Origin of the sequence: Shewanella sp. (assembly GCF_013214165.1) — a bacterium.
Classification (GTDB): Bacteria; Pseudomonadota; Gammaproteobacteria; order Enterobacterales; family Shewanellaceae; genus Shewanella.
In genome coordinates this window covers 1-23479 of record NZ_JABSSM010000032.1, presented here as the reverse complement: position 1 = coordinate 23479, position 23479 = coordinate 1, and the positions used below count along the sequence as shown (strand labels likewise).

20 protein-coding genes and 1 pseudogene are annotated in these 23479 nt (G+C 46.3%); 12 read left to right on the top strand and 9 right to left on the bottom strand.

The features are described 5' to 3' along the window. The first annotated feature begins 284 nt into the window (after positions 1–284). The gene (gene aroG / locus HRU42_RS11225; protein ID WP_295031163.1) at positions 285–1343 is read left to right on the top strand and encodes a 3-deoxy-7-phosphoheptulonate synthase AroG; all 1059 of its coding nucleotides are present in this window, start codon (positions 285–287) and stop codon (positions 1341–1343) included. Between the two features lie 144 nt (positions 1344–1487). On the opposite strand, the gene HRU42_RS11220 is transcribed toward aroG, so the two are convergent. Continuing rightward, positions 1488–1664: a hypothetical protein gene (locus HRU42_RS11220; RefSeq protein ID WP_295031161.1), complete on the bottom strand. Its 177-nt coding sequence runs from the start codon at positions 1662–1664 to the stop codon at positions 1488–1490. A gap of 414 nt (positions 1665–2078) precedes the next feature. On the opposite strand from HRU42_RS11220, the gene HRU42_RS11215 reads away from it, so the two are divergent. Continuing rightward, positions 2079–3848, top strand: coding sequence for an ABC transporter ATP-binding protein/permease (locus HRU42_RS11215; protein ID WP_295031160.1), 1770 nt, complete (start codon positions 2079–2081; stop codon positions 3846–3848). 174 nt (positions 3849–4022) lie between these two features. Then, on the top strand, positions 4023–4286 hold the full coding sequence (locus HRU42_RS11210) for a hypothetical protein (RefSeq protein WP_295031158.1): 264 nt from the start codon (positions 4023–4025) through the stop codon (positions 4284–4286). Between the two features lie 49 nt (positions 4287–4335). Here the strand turns inward: HRU42_RS11210 and HRU42_RS11205 are convergent, their stop codons facing one another. Beyond that, positions 4336–4539: a hypothetical protein gene (locus HRU42_RS11205; RefSeq protein ID WP_295031157.1), complete on the bottom strand. Its 204-nt coding sequence runs from the start codon at positions 4537–4539 to the stop codon at positions 4336–4338. A 172-nt stretch (positions 4540–4711) separates the two neighbouring features. Further along, the gene (locus HRU42_RS11200) at positions 4712–5242 is read right to left on the bottom strand and encodes a histidine phosphatase family protein (RefSeq protein ID WP_295031155.1); all 531 of its coding nucleotides are present in this window, start codon (positions 5240–5242) and stop codon (positions 4712–4714) included. A gap of 163 nt (positions 5243–5405) precedes the next feature. Here HRU42_RS11200 and HRU42_RS11195 point away from each other — a divergent pair, with 163 nt between their 5' ends. The 6 genes from HRU42_RS11195 (at position 5406) to HRU42_RS11170 (ending at position 11740) form a co-directional block, all read left to right on the top strand. After that, positions 5406–5609 (top strand): hypothetical protein, encoded by a 204-nt coding sequence (locus tag HRU42_RS11195; RefSeq protein ID WP_295031153.1) that lies wholly within the window; start codon positions 5406–5408, stop codon positions 5607–5609. Between the two features lie 58 nt (positions 5610–5667). Then, a complete protein-coding gene (locus HRU42_RS11190) occupies positions 5668–6417 on the top strand; it encodes a ferredoxin--NADP reductase (RefSeq protein ID WP_295031151.1) in 750 nt (249 codons plus the stop codon). 364 nt (positions 6418–6781) lie between these two features. Then, positions 6782–7789 (top strand): extracellular solute-binding protein, encoded by a 1008-nt coding sequence (locus tag HRU42_RS11185; RefSeq protein WP_295031150.1) that lies wholly within the window; start codon positions 6782–6784, stop codon positions 7787–7789. A 152-nt stretch (positions 7790–7941) separates the two neighbouring features. Beyond that, the gene (locus HRU42_RS11180) at positions 7942–9573 is read left to right on the top strand and encodes an iron ABC transporter permease (protein ID WP_295031148.1); all 1632 of its coding nucleotides are present in this window, start codon (positions 7942–7944) and stop codon (positions 9571–9573) included. A gap of 65 nt (positions 9574–9638) precedes the next feature. Next, entirely contained in the window at positions 9639–10667 is a 1029-nt protein-coding gene (locus tag HRU42_RS11175; protein ID WP_295031147.1) for an ABC transporter ATP-binding protein, read from the top strand. 134 nt (positions 10668–10801) lie between these two features. Next, positions 10802–11740 carry a Dyp-type peroxidase gene (locus HRU42_RS11170; protein ID WP_295031145.1) on the top strand — a complete coding sequence of 313 codons (939 nt, stop codon included), beginning with the start codon at positions 10802–10804 and terminating at the stop codon, positions 11738–11740. Between the two features lie 264 nt (positions 11741–12004). On the opposite strand, the gene HRU42_RS11165 is transcribed toward HRU42_RS11170, so the two are convergent. Then, positions 12005–13348 (bottom strand): aspartate aminotransferase family protein, encoded by a 1344-nt coding sequence (locus HRU42_RS11165; RefSeq protein WP_295031143.1) that lies wholly within the window; start codon positions 13346–13348, stop codon positions 12005–12007. A 348-nt stretch (positions 13349–13696) separates the two neighbouring features. On the opposite strand from HRU42_RS11165, the gene HRU42_RS11160 reads away from it, so the two are divergent. Next, positions 13697–14644: a phospholipase A gene (locus HRU42_RS11160; protein WP_295031213.1), complete on the top strand. Its 948-nt coding sequence runs from the start codon at positions 13697–13699 to the stop codon at positions 14642–14644. Between the two features lie 288 nt (positions 14645–14932). Here the strand turns inward: HRU42_RS11160 and yghU are convergent, their stop codons facing one another. Both yghU and HRU42_RS11150 read right to left on the bottom strand, forming a co-directional pair. Then, positions 14933–15790, bottom strand: a complete 858-nt coding sequence (yghU, locus tag HRU42_RS11155) for a glutathione-dependent disulfide-bond oxidoreductase (protein ID WP_295031142.1) — start codon at positions 15788–15790, stop codon at positions 14933–14935. Between the two features lie 210 nt (positions 15791–16000). Then, a complete protein-coding gene (locus tag HRU42_RS11150) occupies positions 16001–18073 on the bottom strand; it encodes a M13 family metallopeptidase (protein ID WP_295031141.1) in 2073 nt (690 codons plus the stop codon). Between the two features lie 261 nt (positions 18074–18334). Here HRU42_RS11150 and HRU42_RS11145 point away from each other — a divergent pair, with 261 nt between their 5' ends. Then, complete coding sequence (locus HRU42_RS11145) at positions 18335–18838, top strand: VF530 family DNA-binding protein (RefSeq protein WP_295031140.1); 504 nt, start codon at positions 18335–18337, stop codon at positions 18836–18838. 1046 nt (positions 18839–19884) lie between these two features. Next, positions 19885–21372 (top strand): carbon starvation protein A, encoded by a 1488-nt coding sequence (locus HRU42_RS11140; RefSeq protein WP_295031138.1) that lies wholly within the window; start codon positions 19885–19887, stop codon positions 21370–21372. A 225-nt stretch (positions 21373–21597) separates the two neighbouring features. Here HRU42_RS11140 and HRU42_RS11135 read toward each other — a convergent pair. The 3 genes and pseudogenes from HRU42_RS11135 to pyrC form a co-directional block, all read right to left on the bottom strand. Beyond that, positions 21598–21720, bottom strand: a pseudogene (locus tag HRU42_RS11135) (peptidyl-prolyl cis-trans isomerase); the annotation flags it as partial. A 19-nt stretch (positions 21721–21739) separates the two neighbouring features. Continuing rightward, positions 21740–22018: a peptidylprolyl isomerase PpiC gene (gene ppiC / locus HRU42_RS11130; protein WP_295031136.1), complete on the bottom strand. Its 279-nt coding sequence runs from the start codon at positions 22016–22018 to the stop codon at positions 21740–21742. A gap of 142 nt (positions 22019–22160) precedes the next feature. Further along, complete coding sequence (gene pyrC / locus HRU42_RS11125) at positions 22161–23195, bottom strand: dihydroorotase (RefSeq protein WP_295031134.1); 1035 nt, start codon at positions 23193–23195, stop codon at positions 22161–22163. Positions 23196–23479 lie beyond the last annotated feature (284 nt).

Below are 23479 nucleotides of genomic sequence, written 5' to 3'. Positions count from 1 at the left end.
GCTTTCACTACGTTAGCTCACAGATATGCTTACTTGCCCCTGAATGATTCTTAAATACAATAAAATACAGGGTTTTATTGTATTTGTTTTGGGGTTTAATGGCGGCTACCCTTATCTTTAATTTTAAATGAGTTTGATTTTTATCTTTATATAACAATATGTTGGTTATTATTTTTTGTTCGTTACTATATCTTGTTGCATTACGGGGCAATACTGGATAAATTGAACTTAGTAGCGCAATTGAGATAAGTCTGTTTTAACGATAGCCGGAGTGAGTTTATTACATGTATTACAAAAATGATGACGTTCGAATTAACAAGATCAAAGAATTACTGCCACCAATTGCAATATTTGAGCGATTTCCGGCGACTGAGAATGCATCGGCTACCGTTTTTAATGCACGCGAAAACATCCATCAGATCTTGAAGAAAAATGATGACCGCCTATTGGTTGTCATAGGTCCCTGTTCAATCCATGATCCTAAGGCTGCGCTAGAGTATGGTGAGCGTTTAGTGAAACTGCGTGAGCAATACAAGGATCAGTTAGAAATAGTGATGCGAGTCTACTTCGAAAAGCCCCGCACCACAGTGGGTTGGAAGGGGCTGATTAACGATCCATTTATGGACAATAGCTTCAGGCTAAACGATGGGCTGAGAACCGCACGTAAATTACTGCTGGATCTCAACGATCTTGGCATACCTACGGCGGGTGAGTTTCTCGATATGATCACCCCACAATATGTTGCCGATCTTATGTGTTGGGGAGCGATTGGCGCGAGAACCACAGAATCACAAGTACATCGTGAACTGGCTTCGGGTCTCTCATCTCCGGTAGGTTTTAAGAATGGTACCGATGGCACCATTAAAGTTGCCATCGACGCCATAGGTGCGGCGAGTGCGCCTCATCACTTCTTATCTGTGACCAAGTTCGGTCACTCGGCCATCGTCGAGACCAAGGGTAATTCGGACTGCCACATCATCCTACGAGGTGGTAAGGAGCCTAATTATAGCAAGGAGCATGTGAGTGCCATCGGTGAGCAACTAGAGAAGGCCGGATTAGACATTAATATCATGGTCGATTTCAGCCATGCCAATAGCTCCAAGCAGTTTAAGCGCCAATTGCTGGTAGGAGAAGATGTGGCAGCTCAAGTCTCTAAAGGTAATTATGGGATATTTGGTGTCATGATCGAGAGTAACCTCATCGAAGGCCGTCAAGATTATGTTGCAGGTCAAGCTCTGTGTTATGGCCAGAGTATTACCGATGCTTGCATTGGCTGGGATGATACAGAGTCAATTTTAGCGACGCTAAATCAGAGCATTATTGCTCGCCGCTCGGCTTGTTAGCTTGATAGATACAGCGACAAAAAAGGAGACCTAGGTCTCCTTTTTTGTCCATGGAAGTATTTATCCGTGATCGCAGGGATAGCGAAAGAGGGGATTTGTGTGTTCAGTAGGACGTTAACACCGTTAATCTTAACCTAGAATGGATTAACCTTGATTTTGATTGAGCAGATATTCATTGGCTTTTGCTAGGCTTCCGAATGAAGCGATAAGATTATTTTGGCCTTGTTGTTGAATGTCTGAGTCTCCGGATCGGGTCATCATCCATATCCAGGTCTGGATGAGTGGCAACGGCGGATATTGAACTTTGGGTGAACCCTGCATGTGTATTTCCTTTAAAATCGCTTATTAAGGGCTGGTCGCTTCCCTTACTTGGTCTGCGTTAAAAAAGAATATCAAATTACTTTATCGTGTTTAACAAGAAGTACCGTTATTTAACGATTTTTTTAAAATAATTGTACCGCCTAGTTCCTTTGTACTATTAAGTGTGGCGAAATGTAAGTCGAAAGCGTTACTTCTTGCGGGCGGGAGTCAGCCGATTGAAGGTTTATTTGGCTGCAAACTCAGAAATTAGCCGTTACTCTGCGGAATAAAAGACGATACTTATGTGTAGAGCGAACAAGTTTTAGCAGCTTATGCTGTAAGCTAACGTTTACATGGCTAAAAATAAGGTCTTTAGTTATTGGCAAATAGCCTAGGACTCCTGCGATGCTTAACTTGTATTAGGATTGATAATAAATGCGACCCTCTGTTTATTTCGATGGACCGATTGATAAATTAAATCTCCATGTATTAAAGCTAATTTGGCCCTACCTGTTAGAGTTTAAACAGAGGGTGATTCTGGCCTTATTATGTTTGGTTATTGCAAAGTTAGCCAGCGTCTCTCTTCCCTTCATATTAAAGTCTCTGGTGGACGGGTTAAGTACGGCATCACCTGAGCAGTTGCTCAGTGTACCTATCGCCTTGGTCGTTGCCTATGGTGGACTCAGGCTGCTTAATACCTTGATTTCAGAGGTCAGAGACACCTTATTCGGTCGTGTGACCGAGCGGGCCATCAGAAGGCTAGGGCTCAATGTTTTTGAGCATCTCCATCGTCTGGACTTAGAATTTCATCTGCAGCGAAAAACCGGAGGTTTGTCCCGGGACATAGAAAGAGGCACCAGTGGCATCAACTTTCTGATGCGTTTCATGGTGTTTAATATCGTGCCTACGCTATTAGAAATAGCCTTAGTCGTCGGCATCTTTTTTTATAATTATGGTATCGAATTTGCGGCAATCACCTTGGGGTCAGTCTTGGCTTATGGGCTGTTTTCTGTACTCGCAACTGAATGGCGTACCGAGTATGTGCGTGAAGCCGCTAAGGCGGATTCACACTCTAATACTCGTGCCATCGATAGCCTGCTTAATTATGAAACGGTTAAGTATTTTAATAATGAAGCCTTTGAGGCGCGACGTTACGATGAAGCATTAGAAGAGTGGGAGTATGCAAAACGGAAAAATCGTCTGTCACTGTTTGCCCTCAATATAGGTCAAGCGCTGATTATTTCGGTGGCGATGACTATGATGCTGGCACTCGCCGCCTATAATGTGGTGCAAGGCGTGATGACCATAGGTGATTTTGTGCTGGTTAATGCCTTTATGATGCAGCTTTTTATCCCACTCAATTTCTTGGGCTTCGTGTATCGGGAGATACGTGGCGCCCTAGCCAATATAGAGAGAATGTTCGGCCTGCTGAAACGGGTTCCTCTCATTCAGGATAAAAAAGGTGCCCAAGAGGTCTGTTTGGGATTAGGTGAGTTGAAGTTCGAGTCTGTTAGCTTCAGCTATAATACCCGTCAAATTCTGAAAGATGTGAATTTCACCATTCTTCCCGGACAGAAAGTCGCTATCGTAGGGGATAGTGGGGCGGGTAAGTCTACTATCGTTAAATTGCTGTTTCGTTTCTATGATGTCGAAACCGGCTGTATTAGCTTAGATGGCGTCAATATTAACAACTTGACTCAAGATGCACTTCGTCAGGCTATCGCCATAGTCCCACAAGATACCGTGTTGTTTAACGACTCACTGCTAGAGAATATTCGCTATGGTCGTCCCGATGCCACTGACGAGGAGATCCTCCAGGTCATTAACATGGCACACCTGTCTCATTTCATTGATACCTTGCCCGAAGGTTGGAATACCCCAGTGGGCGAGAGAGGCTTGAAGTTATCAGGTGGGGAGAAACAGAGGGTTGCTATCGCCAGGGCTATTCTAAAGGGCTCGCCTATTTTGGTGTTCGATGAAGCGACATCTTCACTAGATAGCCAATCGGAACAGGCGATATTAAATGCACTCAAAGAGGTGGCTAAAGGGCACACCAGCTTAGTGATCGCCCATAGACTCTCTACCGTTGTCGATGCGGACCAAATTCTGGTGTTGAGCCAAGGGCAAATTGTCGAAACGGGTAACCATGAGTCACTGTTAGCCAATGATGGTCTATATGCCAAGTTATGGAACATTCAAAATTGATGTTATTGGAATGAATATGGTGAATATAAATCTACAGTCTGACGGGACATGCTGTAGAATATTCAATATTAGTTAATATAAATGCATATACTTGGTTAATAGTTCAGTGTTAGTTCAGGTTTAGTTTGTATAATTGGCATATAAACTGGAAACAATTAGGGTGAGATGATAACGATGAAGAATATTCCTTTACAGGTAAACATTGAAAGTCAGGACAGTGTTGTCGATACCGATTGGTTAGCGATAATGGCGACGCTTAAGAAGCGTGGCCTAGAACAAGATGAGCTGTTTAATCTCTACCTTGAGCTGACATCAGGAATGAGAGTCACGACTCGTGGTCTGAGTCTTGCTAAATTGAATCCTAGTATGGAAGTTCACGGCTTGATTAGAGAGACTAAATTCTCTGCTAATGATTATGCAGGTATGATGGCCGGGTAACTTATTTGATGCTTATTTGTCGACTCAGATAATGGGAGAGCGTGTCAGTTTAACCCGCTTTCCAGCCATCGCAAGCAATATGAGGCAAGTTTTGATTCGCTTTATTGAGAGGATCGAATAGGCTCAGGCTGATAACCTCTCCCTGACGAAAACAGACAGACTCGCCTTCGATTACAGTCAAACGATCACAGTTATTGCAATTGAGTGCACGTTCCTTGGTCGATGGTTTTTGGCTCTCATATTCTGAGTTCAACTTAAGTCTCCCTGTGATTTGCGTTGTTGGTCTCTTAGAGAGCGGAATTCTGCCGTAAGAACCAATAAATATCCAGTGTAGATTGTTATATAAATCACGAAATAAGGCTATTCGACCTATGGCTAGCCTTGCAAAGGCTTAGCTTCCTCACGAAATTCCTCTGATTTTGATTCTATTCTAGCTGTGTAAACTCAACTCGTCCTGAGCTGTATATCTTAAGCTCATAGATATTCGAGTATTGATGCTCATCTAGGTCATCAATCTTGGGCCCGCCAAAAGCTGCGATTATCCTAGGTAGGGTGTTAGAGTGTCCAGCAATTAGCACATCGCCAGCTCGTGCCTCGACGGTGTTAATCGTCGCGGTTATATGGGCCTCTAGACCAGATTTTACCTCAATCACCGTGATTGGAATGCCAAGGGCTTCACTAATGGGCTGTAAGGTTGCCTGAGTCCGTTTGAAGGGCGAGGCCAGTAATTGACTGAAGCGGTAGTTTTTCAGTTTATGCACGAGTCCCTCGGCTCTTATTTTCCCCGCCTGGCTAAGGCTAGGATCGTTATCTTCGCCGGCCGATTTTTCCGCATGCCTGACTAATACCAAGGTTTTACTCACTCCTAATAGCTCTTGGCTATGGAGCTCTGTGGCATTGGCGCTAAGGGATAATGTCAGGCTAAGGGCCAAAATTAGGGTTATCAATCTCATCATGATGTTATTTATTGAAGATTTGCCGTTACATTAGCGAAATGTATAACAATAAAACAGTAATGGATAGATTAATACTAAAGCTGGTCGAATTTTAGCCGGTAGTGGTTAAGTAGAGATATCATCTTAAGAGGCCGTCATGGAAATACACACCCATGGGACCTAGGTGTCCCGAGTCGCCCGCGATAAATCTGATCCGACAGATAATCATGGTAAAAACGTATCTAGAGTCGCTAGCAATAACTCGGCATATGCCGTCAGTAAACACTCGATGAATACGGCGATCATCTCGGCGCAGCAGGAGGTTAATCTTAAGTCCGGTGATGAGTCTCTGATATTAGTGTATCGCGATATTATGTTTAATTATTAGATAAGCGTGTAGCTTTATGCTACAGATCAATTAGTTGAATTTTTAGCTGGAGCTATGCATGTGGATTAAAGGTGAAGTAGTAGGGCGCATCGATTGGAATGACAAACTATTTTCATTGCAGATAAGAGCCGATATTCAGCCTTTTATTGCCGGTCAATTTATCAAACTTAGTCAGGCCATAGGCGATAAGCGTGTGGGCAGGGCCTATTCAATTGTTAACCCGCCAGGCGGCGACATCATAGAGGTATTGGCAGTGTCGGTCGAAGACGGTCAACTCTCTCCTAACCTGCAGCAACTCAAGGTGGGTGATAAACTCGATGTCTCACCTAAAGCCTCTGGTTTTATGACCTTAGAGGAGATCCCCACAAGTGCGTTCGAAGGTAAGCAGTTGTGGTTACTCGCAACGGGGACGGCCGTGGGCCCCTTTATCTCTATGCTGGAAACGGATGAGCCTTGGAATCGGTTTGAAACTGTGGTCCTTGTTTATGGGGTGAGGTTGGCGGAAGATCTGGCTTACAAGGAGCAGCTGTTACGGCTTGAACGACGTTATCCTAATCAATTTAAACTCGTCTTTTCGGTTACACGGGAAACCATGCCCGGCGCAATACAGAGCCGTATTTCGACTGGGATTCAAAGTGCTGAGATACAAAAAATAGTTGGAGTCGAGATCTCGGCGCAGGATTCACAAGTCATGCTTTGCGGTAATCCGGATATGATATCTGATACCAATAAAATCTTGCTCGATATGGGCTTGGCCAAGAACCTGAGACGTGCGCCGGGCCAGATAACGGTAGAAAAATATTGGTGATAGCCCCGTGTATTTTAGTGCATTTCTAAATAGCAGAAATGGCAATCAAATGAAACTCTTCCATTCGGTAGCGAGGTCATTTTATGTTTCTTAGACAGCGAGTTAGGTGAAGGCCAGCTATACGCTAGCCGACAACATAGATGGACTGGGCGCCTCGAACAAGCATTCATCTTAGGTTAAGCTAATTTTAAGTTAATTTTAAGCTTGTGGGCAGCAGGCATAATAAGTTGATAAACATCTCATTTTAGACACATTCCCCCTTATATGACTTGCCGAAAGTGTCAGGATTTATTACCCTTACTGCGATTGATAATAATTATCATTATAGTGTTCACATCGACGTGTTGTAGAGGGATGTTTTTAGATGAAAATAGCAAGAAGTATGGCCATTTTAGGCTTGGTTTGTGTCGCTTCGGCAGCGAATGCGGCTGAGAAGTTGACTGTTTACTCATACCGTCAGGCATTTCTGGTTGAGCCTATCTTAGCTAACTTCACTAAAGAAACTGGCATCGAGGTGGATGTGGTTTTCTCCGAGAAGGGGATAGCCGAGCGCATGATGCGTGAAGGCCGTTTATCTCCTGCCGATGTGGTACTGACTTCTGACTTCTCTCGTTTGATGGAACTTGCCGACAAGAATCTGCTTATCCCAGTGAATAGTGAGCTGCTGAAGGCGAACATTCCTGCTAAGTATCGCTCCCAGGAAGATAATTGGTATGCCTTGACCATGAGAGTGCGTAACATTTACTCATCGAAAGATAGACTGGGTAAACTGGATATCGATTATGAAGATCTTGCCGATCCTAAGTACAAAGGCAAGATCTGTACCCGTAGTGGTAAGCACCCTTACAATATCTCGCTGGTGGCCTCTATGATCGCTCAGCATGGTGAGGCTCAAGCCAAGACCTGGCTTGAGGGCTGGAAGGCCAACCTTGCACGTAAGCCTCAAGGTAATGATAGAAGTCAGGTCAAGGCGGTTAAAGAGGGCTTGTGTGATATCGCCATAGGCAATAGTTATTATCTAGGCAAGATGCTTCAGGATCCTAAGCAAGCACCTTGGGCCGAGGCGGTTGAGATTAACTTCCCGAATCAAGATAATCGTGGTGCACATATCAATGTCTCCGGGATGGCGCTGGCTAAGCATACTAAGCATAAGGATAATGCGATTAAATTGATGGAGTACCTATCGGGTACTGCCGCGCAGAAGAACTACGCCGAGATCAATATGGAATATCCGGTGAAAGCCGATGTTAAGCCGTCTGACTTAGTGGCATCATGGGGCGAGTTTAAGGCCGATGAGCTGCCTATATTTAAGCTTGCCGAGTATCACAACGCGGCTGTCAGATTATTGGACGAAGTTAAATTCGATCTATAACGAATATGCTTGAATATGAAATAGCCTTCAATTGAAGGCTATTTTTGTTTTGCGTCATGCTTAGCCTTGTTAGTCAGTTATAATCCTGCTCATTTAAGCTTAAATTTAGCTTGGTCGGGAATAATAGCCCGTCAAACAAAGTGGACCCATCAATGATTTTAGGTTTATCCAGAACTTGGTCTTTCGCCGGCTACCTCATCGCGGCGATAATCATACTGCCACTGCTGGCTATCATAGCCCAGGCCTTCGTTCCCGATGAGGATGTGTTTAGCCATCTTTTTAATACCGTGCTGCCTACTTATATCAGCAATACTATTTTACTCATGCTCGGTGTCTGTATCTGTGCCTTGCTGATTGCGACGCCTGCCGCCTGGCTGGTGGCTAAGTGTCAATTCCCCGGGCGGAAAATGTTTCAGTGGGCTTTGCTGCTCCCCTTAGCTATGCCGGCCTATGTGGTGGCGTATGTCTATACGGATCTATTGGATTATGCCGGTCCGGTGCAAAAGATTCTGCGTCTGTGGTTTGATTGGCAATCCCCGAGCGATTATTACTTCCCCGAGATCAGAAGCTTAGGGGGCGCCTCCCTGGTGCTTGCCCTAGTGCTATTTCCCTATATTTACCTCCTAGCCAGAACGGCCTTTATGGAGCAATCATCTAGTCTGCAACATGCTTCGAGAGTCATGGGCTGTGGTCCTTGGCAGAGTTTCTGGCGCCTGAGTCTGCCAATGGCGAGGCCTGCCTTGGCGGTAGGCGCATCGTTGGTGGCGATGGAGACGGCGGCTGATTTTGCTACCGTGAGTTATTTTGCCGTACCTACGCTAACGACGGCAGTGTACGATACCTGGCTGGGTTATGGCAGCTTGTCGGCTGCGGCCAAGCTGTCTGCGATCATGCTATTAGTGGTCTTTTCCATGATAGGTTTCGAACGGTTTGCCCGCAGGAGACAGCAGTTATTTCAGAAACAATCGGGACCCAATGAAAGCTCAGTATCTAAGCTTAAGGGCTTCAAATCCGGCTTGGCCACGACTTATTGTAGCCTGCTACTCTTGTTTTCGTTCCTGCTGCCATTTGTTATTTTATTGCAATATGCCTGGGATTATTTCGATGAAAGTTGGCATGCTGCTTTTTGGCAATACAGCTTCAACAGCCTCTATATCGCCGCGATTGTCAGTGTTATCACGGTATTTATCGGCGTACTCTTGATATTCATTCGAAGAATTAGCCCTAGAGTGTCAGATATCTTACCTTCTCGGCTCGCATCGACGGGTTATGCACTTCCGGGGACTGTGCTGGCCATAGGTATTTTGGTGCCATTCACCATGCTGGATTTTGCCGTCAATGATCTCTATGAATATTTTGGTCAAGCAGGACCGGGACTCGTCTTTACTGGTAGTGTGTTTATCATTATTTTTGCCTTCTGCATTCGCTTTTCGGCCATCGCCATCGGCAGTGTTGAGAATAGTTACAAACGCATCTCACCGTCACTGGACATGGCGGCGATCACTATGGGGCTCAAGCCTAAAGCCTTGCTGTGGCGAGTTCATATGCCGTTATTGCGCAAGGGGATCTTCGCTGGGTTATTGCTGGTGTTTATCGAGTGTATGAAGGAGTTACCCGCGGCCTTATTACTCCGTCCCGTGGGTTTTGAAAACTTAGCGACCTATGTATTTCAGTTCGTCTCCGACGAGCAACTCGAGCATGGTGCACTCGCGGCTATTGTTATCGTGCTGGTTGGCTTGGTGCCGCTTATTTATTTAAATCGCTCTTTAGAGCAAGAAAGCTAACGATTGATCTCATTGTTATTCCTCTTGGGTTTAATGAATTTAACTTCTGCTGGAGCAAAGAAAAGATGTCGACATTAAGTATTCGAGGCGTGCACAGTGACTATCAAGGTCAGCAGGTATTGAAAGGGTTAGATTTAACCCTAGAAAAAGGCGAGATCGCTGCGCTTCTGGGTCCCAGTGGCTGTGGTAAGACGACCTTGTTAAGGGCCATCGCCGGATTACAAGCCGTGAGCCAAGGTGAAATTAGCATCAATGGTGAGATCTTGACCGGAGCGAATGTGTTCACCCCGAGTGAACAAAGAGGTGTGGGGATGATCTTTCAGGATTATGCATTGTTTCCACATCTTAACGTTGCCGATAATATTTTGTTCGGGGTTAAAGATTTAGATAAGGCTGCAAGAGTCGCCAGGCTCGATGAGATGCTCGAACTCGTTAAGCTCGAGGGGCTGGCTAAGCGTTATCCCCATGAGCTCTCAGGTGGCCAACAGCAGAGGGTCTCGATCGCCAGAGCCCTAGCCTATGAGCCCGAGCTATTACTCCTCGATGAGCCTTTCTCTAATATCGATGCCAAGGTTCGCGGCGAGATGATGTTAGAGATCCGCAATATTCTCAAACAGAGGAATGTCAGTGCCGTGTTTGTCACCCACAGCAAAGACGAAGCCTTCGTGTTCGCCGACAAACTAGCCTTGTTCAAGGATGGCTATATCGTCCAGTATGGCACGGCCGAGGAACTGTACACTGCACCAAAGGATAGATATGTCGCGGACTTTTTAGGCAGTGGCAATTATATTTCCGCATCGGTTAAAGATGATTTTGTCGTCGAAACCCCCATTGGCTTACTCACCAGTACCACGCGACTATCCCATCCGGTGAGTTATCGAGGTGAGATACTTATCAGGCCTCAGCAGCTGGAAATCACCGCCGATGAGCAAGGTGTTGGGGTGATCATAGAACGTCGCTTCCTGGGTAACATTTGTCATTATCAGGTTCAGGTGGCGCAGCATTTTTATGAGGTGAAGAGTCAGCTGAGTCAGCTTATGCCCGGTCAGAAGGTACATCTTCAGGCCCAGGCCCACTCTTTAGTCGTATTCTGAAGATCCCGGCTGACAGCTGTGTTAACTTAATTGTGATCGTTAAAGTGATTAAGTGTGCGTTAGTTAATGTCATTATTATCTAAAGTTATGGATATTAATGCCGAAATTGAATTAGTGTAGAAGGTAATTGATAGATGGATAATCAGGTTATGCCTCGTGAACAGTTAGGTGTGTGTGCGGAAGGAAATTTGCACAGTATATATTTGATGTTTAATGCCAATGAGGGGGTAGAAACAGATCTGCGTCCTTGTATCGCTAATGTGGCGCAATATATTTATGAGTTAACCGATCAATATACCGATAGTGCATTCAACGGTTTTCTGGCTGTGGGAGCCAACTATTGGGATAGTCTGTATCCTTCTGCCCGTCCGGCTCAACTCAAGCCGTTTCCAGCCATGAATGCCGATAATCGGGATGCTCCGGCTCTCGAGTATGATCTTTTCGTTCATATCCGCTGTGATCGTTTCGATATCTTGCATCTGGTGGCGAATGAAGTCTCGCAGATGTTCGAAGGTTTAATCGACCTGGTCGATGAAGAGCGAGGCTTTCGCTTCATGGACAGCCGAGACCTCACAGGTTTCGTCGATGGCACTGAAAACCCCAAGGGACGTAGTCGTCAAGAAGTCGCCCTGATCGGCGATGAAGATGCTGCTTTTAAATCGGGCAGCTATATTCATGTACAGAAATTTGCTCATAACCTGAGTAAATGGAATCGTCTGCCGCAGAAAAAACAGGAAGATATTTTCGGCAGAACTAAACTCGATAATATCGAATATGAATCAGCTGATAAGCCACTCACCAGCCATATCAAGCGCGTCAATCTAAAAGACAGTGAGGGTAAGTCAATGGAGATCCTCAGGCAAAGCATGCCCTATGGCTCGGTTAAAGAGCAAGGTTTGATGTTTATCTCAAACTGTCGTAACTCGAGTAATTTTGAGAAGATGCTTGAGAGCATGGTTCATGGTGATGGCAATGGCAATCATGATCACCTATTGCATTTCACTCAGGCGCTGACAGGATCTTCATTCTTCGCACCATCATTGGATTTTATGCAGACTAAGGCCGGAATTTAAGGTCCGCGACTCAGCTGAATCGCAATAACGAAATCGAAAAAATCACTCTCAACTAGAATGCCGCTAAGTTAAATTTAGCGGCATTTTTATGCTCATAAAGAAGCTGTCTCTCGCCGATAACGCCAGAGGGCCAAACGTATCCACCATGCCTTGTCGGCTAATTATACCCATCCAATAACGCGACTCATATTAGACATGATGAATGAGGGTGCGGGCCATATTTAGTCTTGGCTCGCACCCTTGAGCTTGCTGTAAGCTAAAGGCCTAGTTGCGATCGGCGATGGCTTTTTCCATGGCGGCATCGGCAATCTCTTCTAGCTTGGCTAGATCTATGTCCTGATGGGATTCACAGATAAACCAAGGCTCGCGAGAATCAGGCTCCAGCATGATGCCGCTCTTGATCAAGTTATGGGCAAACTCGGTATACAGCTGGCTGTCGGTTTTCTTCCAGTCACGATAGTTATGCGGTACCTGGCTGCCAAAATGAATGCCGAACATGGCATCCGGTCCGGCGAACTTATGCTCGATACCGTGTTTAGTAAATACTCGTGACAATACTTGTTGAATATCGGCGCCGGCTTTATTGATGGTCTCGTAGGCATTGGTTTCATTCAAGATCGTCAGCGTCGCTTTGGCGGCACTTAGGGCGATCATGTTGGCGGTATAAGTACCGCCGTGAGTGACGCCATTTTTGCCGCAGCCGATCACGTCCATGACTTCCTTGCGACCCCCGAAGGCGGCTACCGGATAACCATTGCCCATGGCCTTAGCATATGTGGTTAGATCGGCGTGAATACCATAGAGTTCCTGGGCGCCACCTTTAGCCACGCGAAAACCGGTTTTAACTTCATCCATGATAAGCAAGGTGCCATTGGCATCACAGATATCACGCAATTTTTGCATGTATTCTTGGGTCGATGCTATGCTGCCACAGTTGCCTAAAATCGGCTCTATCACTATGGCCGCGATATCATCGCCGACACGAGCAAAGACGTCATCTATGGCCGTGAAATCATTGAGAGGCACAGTTTCCAGATGCTCACGACTCGCTTCGGGAATACCGCCACCGAAGGCGGTAATCTTAGGCGCCACGTCGGTTTCGCTGTCCCAATTATCGACATCTGATTTCCACATCATCTCGTCGTATAAACCATGAAAACCGCCTTCAACCACCACAATTTTATTGCGTCCGGTAAAACCACGGGCGGTACGTACCGCACCAATCACGGCTTCTGTGCCCGAGTTGGCAAAACGCATTTTCTCAATGTTGGGACACATTTGCTTAATCAGTTCGACCACCTGAGAATCAAGATCGGTTGAGAAGCCTGAGATGGTGCCGCGCTCTGTGATGGCAGCAATGACTTCTTGGTCGACTCTGGTGTCGCGATAGCCCAGGATAATAGGCCCGTAAGCGAGGCGAAAATCGATAAATTCTTGATCGTCTGCATCGGTAATGGTGCAGCCCAGGCTGCTTTTAACGAATACTGTGTTTTCTTCACCCCAGTAACGGTAACTGTCGGCCACACCCATAGGCATGTTGTTGTGGGCCTGTTTTAGCAGCGCATTGGTGGCTGGTTTGTTGGCATTGCTCATCTTGTTGGTCTTCATCTTAAAAGTCTGCCGCGTATGATACAGGGCAAGGTGGGGCTTTGCCATATAGATAAAAAAATCGGGTTTAATTTAGCGGGCTGAAGGATGAAAATTTGTTGATTTGTTGGAATGTATTGCAACTTAATTTACTATGTACACTATGGCGATAACGTTTTCATTATCTTTTAACGCCTTAATTCTAGGATGAAACAAGGCGCTTTTGAAGCCCTTGCTCGGTGGGCGGTGCATTCATTCAGTGCGGCCATCAACAATGATATGGAATTTATTTTGGCACGTTTTAATTATAAGTCTTTAGGTATAGCCTCTCTATTACTAGGCTGCATCAGTCAGGTCCAAGCTTCTTCAATGAGTGACTGCATTGCTCATCAAGTTGAAATCGGTACCGATGAGATGACGCTCGGTGAGATCAGGGGGATTTGTGAGGCGCAAGTATCTATAGCGCGCGATGACACTATCACGTTATTTGGTAAGGAAAGCAAAGCTGGTGTGCTCACTAAGCGGATTATTCAGGAAAGGCAGAGTGAACAGTCTGAGTTTGTGCTCACACCCCATAGAATGAATTATATCTTACCGGTTTACACCACTAACGAAATTAATCCTGATGCATACCGTAGCGAGCAAGCTTTTGATAATGGCTTACAGGATGTTGAGGCCAAATTTCAGTTGAGCCTTAAATTCCCGCTCACTTACAATTCTTTATTTGTAGAAGGGGATAGGATCTATGGCGCATTTACCATTGAGGCCTGGTGGCAGGTTTATGCGGACGATATTTCCAGTCCATTTAGAGAAACCAATTACAATCCAGAGCTGTTTTATGTGATGCCGTTAGATTGGCACCCCTATGAAGGCAATACTGGCCTCATGTTTGGTATCGAGCACCAATCGAATGGTCGCTCAGTACCATTATCTCGTTCCTGGAATCGGGTTTTCGCTGAATTAATTTTTGAGAAAGAGAATTGGGTATGGTACATCAGACCTTGGTATCGCTTGTCTGAGGATGCTAAAACTGACCCACTAGACCCCGGCGGCGATGATAACCCTGATATTGCTGATCACATGGGACATGCCGAATACGGCATGGGTTACGATTTCGGCGATTATGAGCTGAGTGTAAAATTACGTCAAAATTTTTCAACCAGTAATGGTGCGGTGCAGGTTAACCTCACCACCCCATTATATGGCAAGTTGAAAGGCTATGTGACCTTCTTTAACGGTTATGGTGATAGCCTGATCGATTATAATCACAGCCAAACTCGCTTTGGTTTGGGGATCGCGCTCAATAACATGTTTTAAATCTTAGTGCTCACAGTCTCTAACTGTGAGCGTCAATCTTGTATTGTGGTAAAATATGTCACATATTAAGCCTAGGCTTCACTGCTAGTTAGTCGTCCTACACTAGCCAGCATATACAGTGTGCGCTCGTACACAGAATTAAGAGTATAAACAGATGAATAACGAACTGCTTCATGCCCGCTGGATCACCCAAGAAGTCTTCGACACGGGCAAAGATATGGTTCGTAATGGTGTAAAAGCCAAGCATTAAGCTTTGTTCCGATATTAACCTATGTCGACAGCCCGTTGTTAAGGTTGTTTCTTTAGCACCGCATCTATGTCTGATGCGCTATGACGTTCATACAGCTGCTCCCACTCTTCGCCCCAGGTACGGTTGACGATTTTGCCGCGCCTAACCGCGCTGCGTTCGTCTATCTGTTTTGCCCAGCGTTGCAGGTGGCTATAGCTTGCCACATCAAGAAACTCAGCGGCCTCATAGATGTTACCCAGTACTAAATTACCGTACCAAGGCCAAATTGCTATATCGGCAATACTGTAGGTGTCTCCGCCGATAAACTCATTGCTTGCCAGCTGCTTATTAAGTACATCGAGTTGGCGTTTGGCTTCCATCGCGAAGCGGTTGATGGGATATTCGAATTTTTCTGGTGCGTAAGCATAGAAATGACCAAATCCACCACCAAGATAAGGTGCTGAGCCTTGTAGCCAGAAAAGCCAATTCATCACCTCAGTACGTGCAGCGATATCTTTCGGTAAAAAATAACCAAACTTTTCGGCGAGATACAATAAAATATTGCCCGATTCAAACACTCTTATAGACTCGGCTGTTGAGTTATCTGTGAGTGCTGGGATCTTAGAGTTGGGGTTGATATCGACAAAGCCTGAGGAGAACTGCTCGCCTTCACCGATATTGATCAGATAAGCATCGTACTCGGCTGCTGATACACCTTTAGCGAGTAATTCTTCCAGCATTATGGTGATTTTTTGGCCATTAGGTGTTGCCAATGAGTGCAGCTGTATTGGCTGTTTACCAACAGGCAGTGCCTGCTCATGTCGGGCGCCTGAATCGGGACGATTGATGCTGGCCCATTGGCCGCCGTTTTCATTATCCATGGCCCAAACTTTGGCTGGCGTATATTCGTTAATCATACTGTTTCCTATCTGTTTCCTATCTGTTACCTATCTGTTTAATAGTATTAGTATAGATATCTGGGCTATTTCGCTATTTAAAACCCCAAAAACATTATCTCGATATAACACTTTTTTGTTGGCTTGCCTTATAAGAAATAAAAAATGCCAATCAGAGAGCTGACTGGCATTATTTTTACTTACAACTTGACACTGTCTGGCTCGAAATTATCACCAGATCCGCACACGATCTTCTTCAGCTAGATAAAGTGCATCACCGGGTTTTACGTCGAAGGCCTTATACCAGGCATCGTGGTTACGTGGTGCCTGAGCACGGTATCGGCCCGGTGCATGAGTGCCGCCGCGAAGTTGGTTGAGCATGCTCTGCTCGGTACGTTTTTCCTTCCATACCTGTGCCCAGGCAAGGAAGAAGCGTTGATCGCCGGTAACACCGTCAATCACAGGGGCTTCTTTACCATTGAGGCTGAGTTGGTAGGCATGATAAGCCATGGACAAACCGCCTACGTCACCTATGTTCTCGCCCAGGCTATTACGGCCATTGACGAAGTTATCGGGGATTGGCTCATACTTGCTGTATTGTTCGGCGAGTTGATCGGCTTTGGCATCGAAGGCCGCGCGGTCTGCATCTGTCCACCAGTTACGCTGAATACCATTCGCATCTGACTTTGAACCTTGGTCATCGAATCCATGACCCATCTCGTGACCGATCACCGCGCCAATACCACCGTAGTTGACGGCTGGATCGGCATTGGGGTCGAAGAAGGGAGGCTGCAAGATAGCCGCCGGGAACACAATCTCGTTAAACGAGCTATTGTAGTAGGCGTTAACGCGCTGCGGTGTCATGCCCCAACGGTTGCGGTCGGTTTTCTTAAGCTCTTTGGCAACACTGTCAGCATTAAAGAATTGGCGTAAGTGATGAATGTTACCGACCAAGTCAGTGTCGGTCATTGTCAGGCCATCGAACGCCTGCCATACGTCGGGATAACCAATTTTAGGGTTAAACGCGGCAAGTTTCTTATGAGCGTTGACCTTAGTCTCATCGCCCATCCAGTCCAGACCATCGATACGTTGACCCAGTGCGGTGCGCAGGTTTTCGACTAACTCGGCCATCTGTTGCTTTGATGACTCTGGGAAGTAGCGAGCCACATAGACCTTACCTATGGCAAAACCGAGAGACTGAGTGCCCGACATCTCTGCCACTGCGCGTTTCCAGCGAGGACGAGGCTCTTGCTGTCCATTGAGGGTTTTACCGTAAAACTCAAAGTCGGCAGCATTGATATCTTCAGATAAGAAATCCGAATTATGACTGATGGTGTGGAAGGTCAGGTAATCCTGCCATACCTGCAGAGATTCATTATTGATCAAGGCTATCATGGCGTTAACCGGCTCTGGCTGAGAGATATTGAGCTGAGGAACCTGGTAGCCCTTTTCACTGAAGTAGATATCCCAATTAAAGCCAGGGTACTGTTTGGCTAAGTCGGCGCGCTTGACCTGGTTTAAGGTCAGGTCGCGGTTACGACGTTTCTCTCTAGGCCATTGGCCCTCGGCAATCTTAGTCTCAAGCGCTAAGATCGCTTCGGCTTTTTCTTTACCGTCTTTTAGACCGGTAAAGGCTAGCATCTGGGCGATATGTTCAACATAGGCGCTGCGGATGTTGACGAAGCGCTCGCTATCTTCGAGGTAGTAAGCGCGATCGGGCAGACCTAAGCCGCTGGCGCCGATAGACATCTCATACTGATTAGGGTCCATGCGATTAAACCACATGCCAGCCGAAATCGGTGAACTCGTGCCTGTGAGCCAGGCATGACCAAAGACCCTGGTTAAGTCGTCGATAGACTCTATGTTACGTATTAAATCTAAGCTGGACTGAATTGGGCTGAGCCCGAGTTTGTTGATGGTATCGGTGTCCATATATGCCTGATAAAAATCGGCAATCAATTGCTCTTCAGTATTTAGGTCACTGCGGCTGGCGATATCATCGATGATCTCTTTTACCTGCTTTTCGCTGCGTTCGGCCAAGCCGGTAAATGCACCATAGCGGGTCTTATCGGCAGGCATGATGTAGTTGTCATACCAGGTGCCACTGGCATACATAAAGAAGTCGTCACCGGGAGTGACCGCTTCATTGCGAGCCGTTAGGTCGACACCGAAGCTACCGAGTTCGGCTGTTGTGCTAGCAGCTGCGCTGATCTGGCTAGTGTCTTCTTTGCTATCGAGGGTCGATGTGCCACAGCCTGCTAAAAAAGTGCTGGCCAATGCGATAGCGATTAAGGATTTTTTCATTGTTATTCTTCCTTACGAGAGGGGATATTGGGTAAAAAACAGCTCCATATTCTGGGATCGAAAAAAAATGTCAATGTAAAAATTGTTAGCAAAAATAAAAGACATCGATATATTGGCGCAGCATCAAAGATAATAAAAGGCACTTAGTTATGCGTGTCTGGCTGAGTTTCTTGTTATTATTAGGCTATGAATGGCTCTTGGTATGCTTGTCTATCTCTGAGAGTGGATTTTTAGATACCCAAATTGCGTAATGGATACCCCATGATTGAACAGCAACAGAACAACCCGTTACATGGCTTAGGCTTAGAAACTATGCTTAGCGAGTTAGTGGATTTTTACGATTGGAAGATTTTATACGCCTCCCTGCGTTTAGAGTGTTTCAATATTAATCCTAATATGGCGGCATGCCTTAAATTTCTTAAGAAGACTGAGTGGGCGAGGGAGCGGGTAGAGAGCTTCTATCTTTATCGCTTCAAGCGTATGCCTAAGGGAAGCTCGGCTCAATTCGAGCTCAAGCCACGTGAGCGTGGTTTTGCCGATGGTATAGTGCCTCGTAAGCCTGAAGCGTTAACCATCGAACTCATTGCCGAGATGCGCGCCAAGGCGACTGCAGATTATGAGGATATGAAGCGTAACGAGGGGCAGGGGCGTCCTCGCTATGGCAAGGATAAGCCTAGGGCTCAAGAGGGCTACGCGCAAAATAGGCAGTCTAAAACGGATAGGCCCGCGCCTTCTCAAGACCCAAGCAACCCTTGGGGGAAGTAACCTAAGGTGAGCCGTGACCGAAATGATGATTCACTAGAGTCATCATTTGTGGTTGTTGGCTGAGATGTTAGCGCTATCTCAATGGGCTGCTGGAATTTGCTCAACCTGAACCGTTTCAGGTTCGAGCGTGACTTCTTCCTCATTGAGCTTGTGCTCGCCGAAATACATCATCAAAAAAACCACTAAAAATGTTTCCATTGCTTACTCATACCTGCTCAATAAAGAAAATATCCGGCTGAATGATACCGATTGCTATGATAACAATACGAGTTGAATACCAGCTGAATCTGCATTCAATTATGGGTATAAAAATTCAGCTGGCATATATTGGCTAGCAGCGAGTGACCCTATGCCACTAGATAATTGATTTCTTATGCCTATAGGCTTTAAGGGGGCGTGTCGATGCAGGATTTTTTGATATAGACCATTAGCGAGATTGACTGGGATTTTCTCAGTGATAACTACCTGTTACCGATCCCCTTGCTTGGCTTCCCTGAAGTCTTACTCAACGGCATGGCTGTTACCTTGCTGGTGGTCTATCGACCTCAATGGCTTTACGACTACGCGGATAGGACTTATTTCAATAGCTAATACCTCAATAGATAAGCTGACTGCTAGAAAAGTCTAATGCGGCGCTAAAGGCGCAATTGGTCATGCTGACCATCTGGCTTTATAATCCGCAGCGGGTCATCTCATTGCTTTTTGGGCTCAGGAGTTTGACTGTATCTAGGTATCGCGTTTAACGACTCCAGGGAATATCAATTCCCTGTGAATTTAATTAACCTAGGAAACGATGAAATATCCACAAATACTGGAGTAGTAAGCGAGTATAGAGGTAGCGAGTAGATATGAAAAAGTAAGCTAAAGGACTGAGGCTTATATCATTTGATTTGCATCGCCAATTTTCTGTCCGAGTCCCCTCCCTCCCCCCCGTACATCAAGCTTTGAGGCTGATCAAGTTAGACCTTAGTATAACATCTTGTTACTTGACCTGATGTCTCAACTGGCAGACACTCTCAACCCCACAAAGTATGGATGATCAAAAAATGCTTCTATTCATTATCTGCCTTGCTGCCTTGGCGCTTGCTTATAAGTTCTACAGTCCGTTTATAGAACGTCAGGCGGGGATCGACAAAAGTGCGAAGACCCCTCAAACTCGCTTTGCCGATGGAGTCGATTATGTCGAAGTCCATCCGGTAAAAGCTTTCTTAATTCAGTTTCTCAACATTGCCGGTGTTGGCCCGATTTTTGGCCCCATCTTAGGTGCCATTTATGGCCCCATAGCCCTGGTATGGATAGTGTTAGGTAACATCATCGGCGGCGCGGTTCATGATTACTTCTCCGGTGTGCTCAGCATCAAGGAAGATGGTAAGAGCCTACCCGAGATAGCCGGACGCTATTTCAATGTGTACGCTAAAGGCATGATGCTCCTCTTTACCGCCATGCTCTTGTTCTTCGTCGGCGTGGTGTTCATCATGAGCCCGGCAGGGTTATTGAGTAGCTTAGATTACTTCGAAGGGACTATTCTCGCTAACAATACCTTCTGGGTGTTGGTGATCTTGGCTTATTACTTCCTGGCGACCATGTTACCCATAGATAAGATCATCACTAAGCTCTACCCGATATTTGGTCTCTTGATGATAGTCATGACGGTATCTATTGGTGTTGCCTTATTGATCAGTGCCCCTCAGTTGCCTGAGATGGGCAGTCTGTTCGCCTATTTTGATCATAGCCATTATAACAATGACTTATTGGCACCTAATCCAGATGGATTGCCGGTGTGGCCGCTGCTATTTGTGACCATTACTTGTGGAGCCATCAGTGGTTTTCACTCGACCCAGGCACCAATCATGGCCCGCTGTCTAACCAATGAAAAATATGTCCGTCCTGTCTACTATGGCGCCATGACCTGCGAAGGCGTAGTGGCTTGTGTATGGGCACTGGCGGGTATGGCTGCATTCCCTGGTGGTTACATGGAGCTTAAATCATTATTAGATGCGGGTGGCCCTGGAATGGTGATTAATCAAGTGGCGACCACCTACCTTGGTGTCGCGGGCGGCGTAATGGCGATTATTGCCGTGGCAGTCTTCCCAATCACTTCTGGGGATACGGCGTTTAGATCGCTGCGATTGACCATAATTGATGCCTTCAAAATTCCTCAGAACGTTCGTAATCGTCTCCTCGTTGCCGTGCCTATTTTGGTTATCGCCTACTTTATGACTAAGATAGATTTCACCCTTATCTGGCGATACTTCGCCTTCTCGAACATGTTGCTGTCGACCAGTGTGCTTTGGCTCGCCACCAAGTATTTGTTCGACAGAGGTGCTTTCCATTGGATAGTGAGCCTACCTGCGATCGGTGGAACCAGTGTCACTGTGTCTTACATCATGACTGCAGGTATAGGACTGGGCTTACCTCAATCGATCAGTCAGCCAGTGGGCATAGCAGTAGGCGCCGTATCTCTGATAGCACTCATCTTAGTGCATCTGAAGCGTAAGCCTGGAGTTAAAGCAGAGGCTGAGACCGAGTCTTAATTTAACGGGTTAATCTGATAAGACTAGGGCGGCCAATGTGTCGCCCTTTTTTATCGAGGACAAGAGCTAGAACGTTCGCAAGCTCACATCGAGAACGCCAACAAGTTGGCTGCTAGAGAAGAGAAAAGCTTGTTCTCGGAGGCCGCAGGCCGTACTCGTAGTGACGAAGTCACGGACTCGCAGACCGCAGGTCGTTCTCGCAGTCGCGCAGCGACGTTCTATCCTTTAAGTCCGGTAGAGGATTTTTATCACATGCCAGCCGAACTTTGTTTTAACTAAATGCGGGGTGATAAGCTCAGCGCTAAAACAGACCTTATCGAATGGCAGGTATGAACCCATCTGGCCTTTATCTGTTTACTTCGTTTAATTAAGTCCGGTAGAGGATTTTTATCACATGCCAGCCGAACTTAGTCTTTACTAAATGAGGGGTGATAAGCTCAGCGCTAAAACAGACCTTATCGAATTGAGGCACCATCTGGCCTTTCTTAAATTCGCCCAGGCTGCCGCCTTTCTTACCCGATGGACAAGTCGAGTGTTTCTTGGCTAACACATCGAATTTAACGCCTTTTTTCAATTGCTTGATGATGTCTTCGGCTTGCTCTTTATGTTTGACTAATATGTGCAGTGCAGCAGCGGTTCTTGCCATTTTGTTCACTCTCAAAAGGTATGTATTGATTAAGCTGGATATTAACTTTAGCAGGGATTATATCGTGAATATCGGCACCGACCTAAGTCTGAGCCGATATTACTTATTCTCGTGGGGCTTGCTTGCACTGGCTCGGGGACGTTTACCCCTTAACCTTCCAATTCACTTCTTCACCGGCGAAGAAAGGCACGATTGGGTTGCCATTTGGTAGGATTATCTCGCTCGGTACCGTCCAGGTCTCTTTCACGAGTGTCACTGTGCTGGTGTTTCTCGGTAGGCCGTAAAAATCCGGGCCGTGAGTGCTGGCGAAACCTTCAAGCTTGTCGATAACACCTAAGTCATCAAAGACCTGAGCGTACAGTTCGAGTGCACTCCAGGCGCTGTAACAGCCGGCGCAACCACAAGCCGATTCTTTGCGATGTTTCTCGTGTGGCGCAGAGTCAGTGCCCAAGAAAAATTTATTAGAACCAGTAGCAACCGCTGCGCGTAAGGCTGCTTGATGAATGTTGCGTTTAAGCACGGGCAGACAGAAATTGTGTGGACGTATGCCGCCGACTAGCAGGTCGTTACGGTTTAGCAGTAAGTGCTGCGGGGTGATGGTTGCGGCTACATTGTCAGAGGTGCTTGCGACAAACTCGGCGGCTTCTTTAGTGGTGATATGCTCGAATACCACTTTAAGACTTGGGAAAGCGTCGACGATGCGAGTCAGGTTGCGCTCGATAAATATCGCCTCACGGTCGAAGATATCGATATGGGACTCGGTCACTTCACCGTGAACCAGCAGTAACATGCCTATTTCAGCCATTTCCTCGAAGATAGGGAAGAGGCTATCGAGTGCCTTTACCGCTGCATCTGAGTTAGTGGTAGCACCTGCTGGGTATAACTTAGCCGCCACAACGCCAGCCGACTTTGCATCTATGATGTCTTGCTTCGTGGTGTCGTTAGTCAGGAAAAGCGTCATCAAGGGCTCGAAACTTGAACCTTGTGGGCGCGCCGCCAAGATGCGTTCACGGTAGGCATTGACCATCTTGGCATCTGTTACCGGCGGTAGCAGGTTTGGCATGACGATGGCACGTTGGAAAAGTCTGGCTGTAGCCGGGACAGTTTCTTGCAACATATCACCGTCACGGAAGTGAAGGTGCCAATCATCGGGAGTAAGTAGGGTGATCTGCGTCATTATGGGGTTCCTAAGCGTTACGACAAGCATTTTCTGCGCAATATTATGTCATATTTTGACCGTTATTTACAGTTGAGTCCGGAGCAGAAACTGACGCAGTGTTTATCGGCAATTTTTCCAACCTTTACCATGATGACTAGCCCTATGGTCATGGCCGTAAATTTAGATGCCCATCAAAGGTCGATGAGCTGACCTGTAACTAGAAGCTGTAATGAGTGTGTTTAGGAATCGGCTCTAGCCTTACCGACGAGTCCGGAGCAGAAACTGACGAAGTGTTTATCGGC

Bases quoted from the DNA above. Each gene is read 5' to 3' on its own strand.
- aroG (WP_295031163.1), top strand. From the start codon at position 285: ATGTATTACAAAAATGATGACGTTCGAATTAACAAGATCAAAGAATTA.
- HRU42_RS11220 (WP_295031161.1), bottom strand. From the start codon at position 1,664: ATGCAGGGTTCACCCAAAGTTCAATATCCGCCGTTGCCACTCATCCAG.
- HRU42_RS11215 (WP_295031160.1), top strand. From the start codon at position 2,079: ATGCGACCCTCTGTTTATTTCGATGGACCGATTGATAAATTAAATCTC.
- HRU42_RS11210 (WP_295031158.1), top strand. From the start codon at position 4,023: ATGAAGAATATTCCTTTACAGGTAAACATTGAAAGTCAGGACAGTGTT.
- HRU42_RS11200 (WP_295031155.1), bottom strand. From the start codon at position 5,242: ATGATGAGATTGATAACCCTAATTTTGGCCCTTAGCCTGACATTATCC.
- HRU42_RS11190 (WP_295031151.1), top strand. From the start codon at position 5,668: ATGTGGATTAAAGGTGAAGTAGTAGGGCGCATCGATTGGAATGACAAA.
- HRU42_RS11185 (WP_295031150.1), top strand. From the start codon at position 6,782: ATGAAAATAGCAAGAAGTATGGCCATTTTAGGCTTGGTTTGTGTCGCT.
- HRU42_RS11180 (WP_295031148.1), top strand. From the start codon at position 7,942: ATGATTTTAGGTTTATCCAGAACTTGGTCTTTCGCCGGCTACCTCATC.
- HRU42_RS11175 (WP_295031147.1), top strand. From the start codon at position 9,639: ATGTCGACATTAAGTATTCGAGGCGTGCACAGTGACTATCAAGGTCAG.
- HRU42_RS11170 (WP_295031145.1), top strand. From the start codon at position 10,802: ATGGATAATCAGGTTATGCCTCGTGAACAGTTAGGTGTGTGTGCGGAA.
- HRU42_RS11165 (WP_295031143.1), bottom strand. From the start codon at position 13,348: ATGAAGACCAACAAGATGAGCAATGCCAACAAACCAGCCACCAATGCG.
- HRU42_RS11160 (WP_295031213.1), top strand. From the start codon at position 13,697: ATGAGTGACTGCATTGCTCATCAAGTTGAAATCGGTACCGATGAGATG.
- yghU (WP_295031142.1), bottom strand. From the start codon at position 15,790: ATGATTAACGAATATACGCCAGCCAAAGTTTGGGCCATGGATAATGAA.
- HRU42_RS11150 (WP_295031141.1), bottom strand. From the start codon at position 18,073: ATGAAAAAATCCTTAATCGCTATCGCATTGGCCAGCACTTTTTTAGCA.
- HRU42_RS11145 (WP_295031140.1), top strand. From the start codon at position 18,335: ATGATTGAACAGCAACAGAACAACCCGTTACATGGCTTAGGCTTAGAA.
- HRU42_RS11140 (WP_295031138.1), top strand. From the start codon at position 19,885: ATGCTTCTATTCATTATCTGCCTTGCTGCCTTGGCGCTTGCTTATAAG.
- ppiC (WP_295031136.1), bottom strand. From the start codon at position 22,018: ATGGCAAGAACCGCTGCTGCACTGCACATATTAGTCAAACATAAAGAG.
- pyrC (WP_295031134.1), bottom strand. From the start codon at position 23,195: ATGACGCAGATCACCCTACTTACTCCCGATGATTGGCACCTTCACTTC.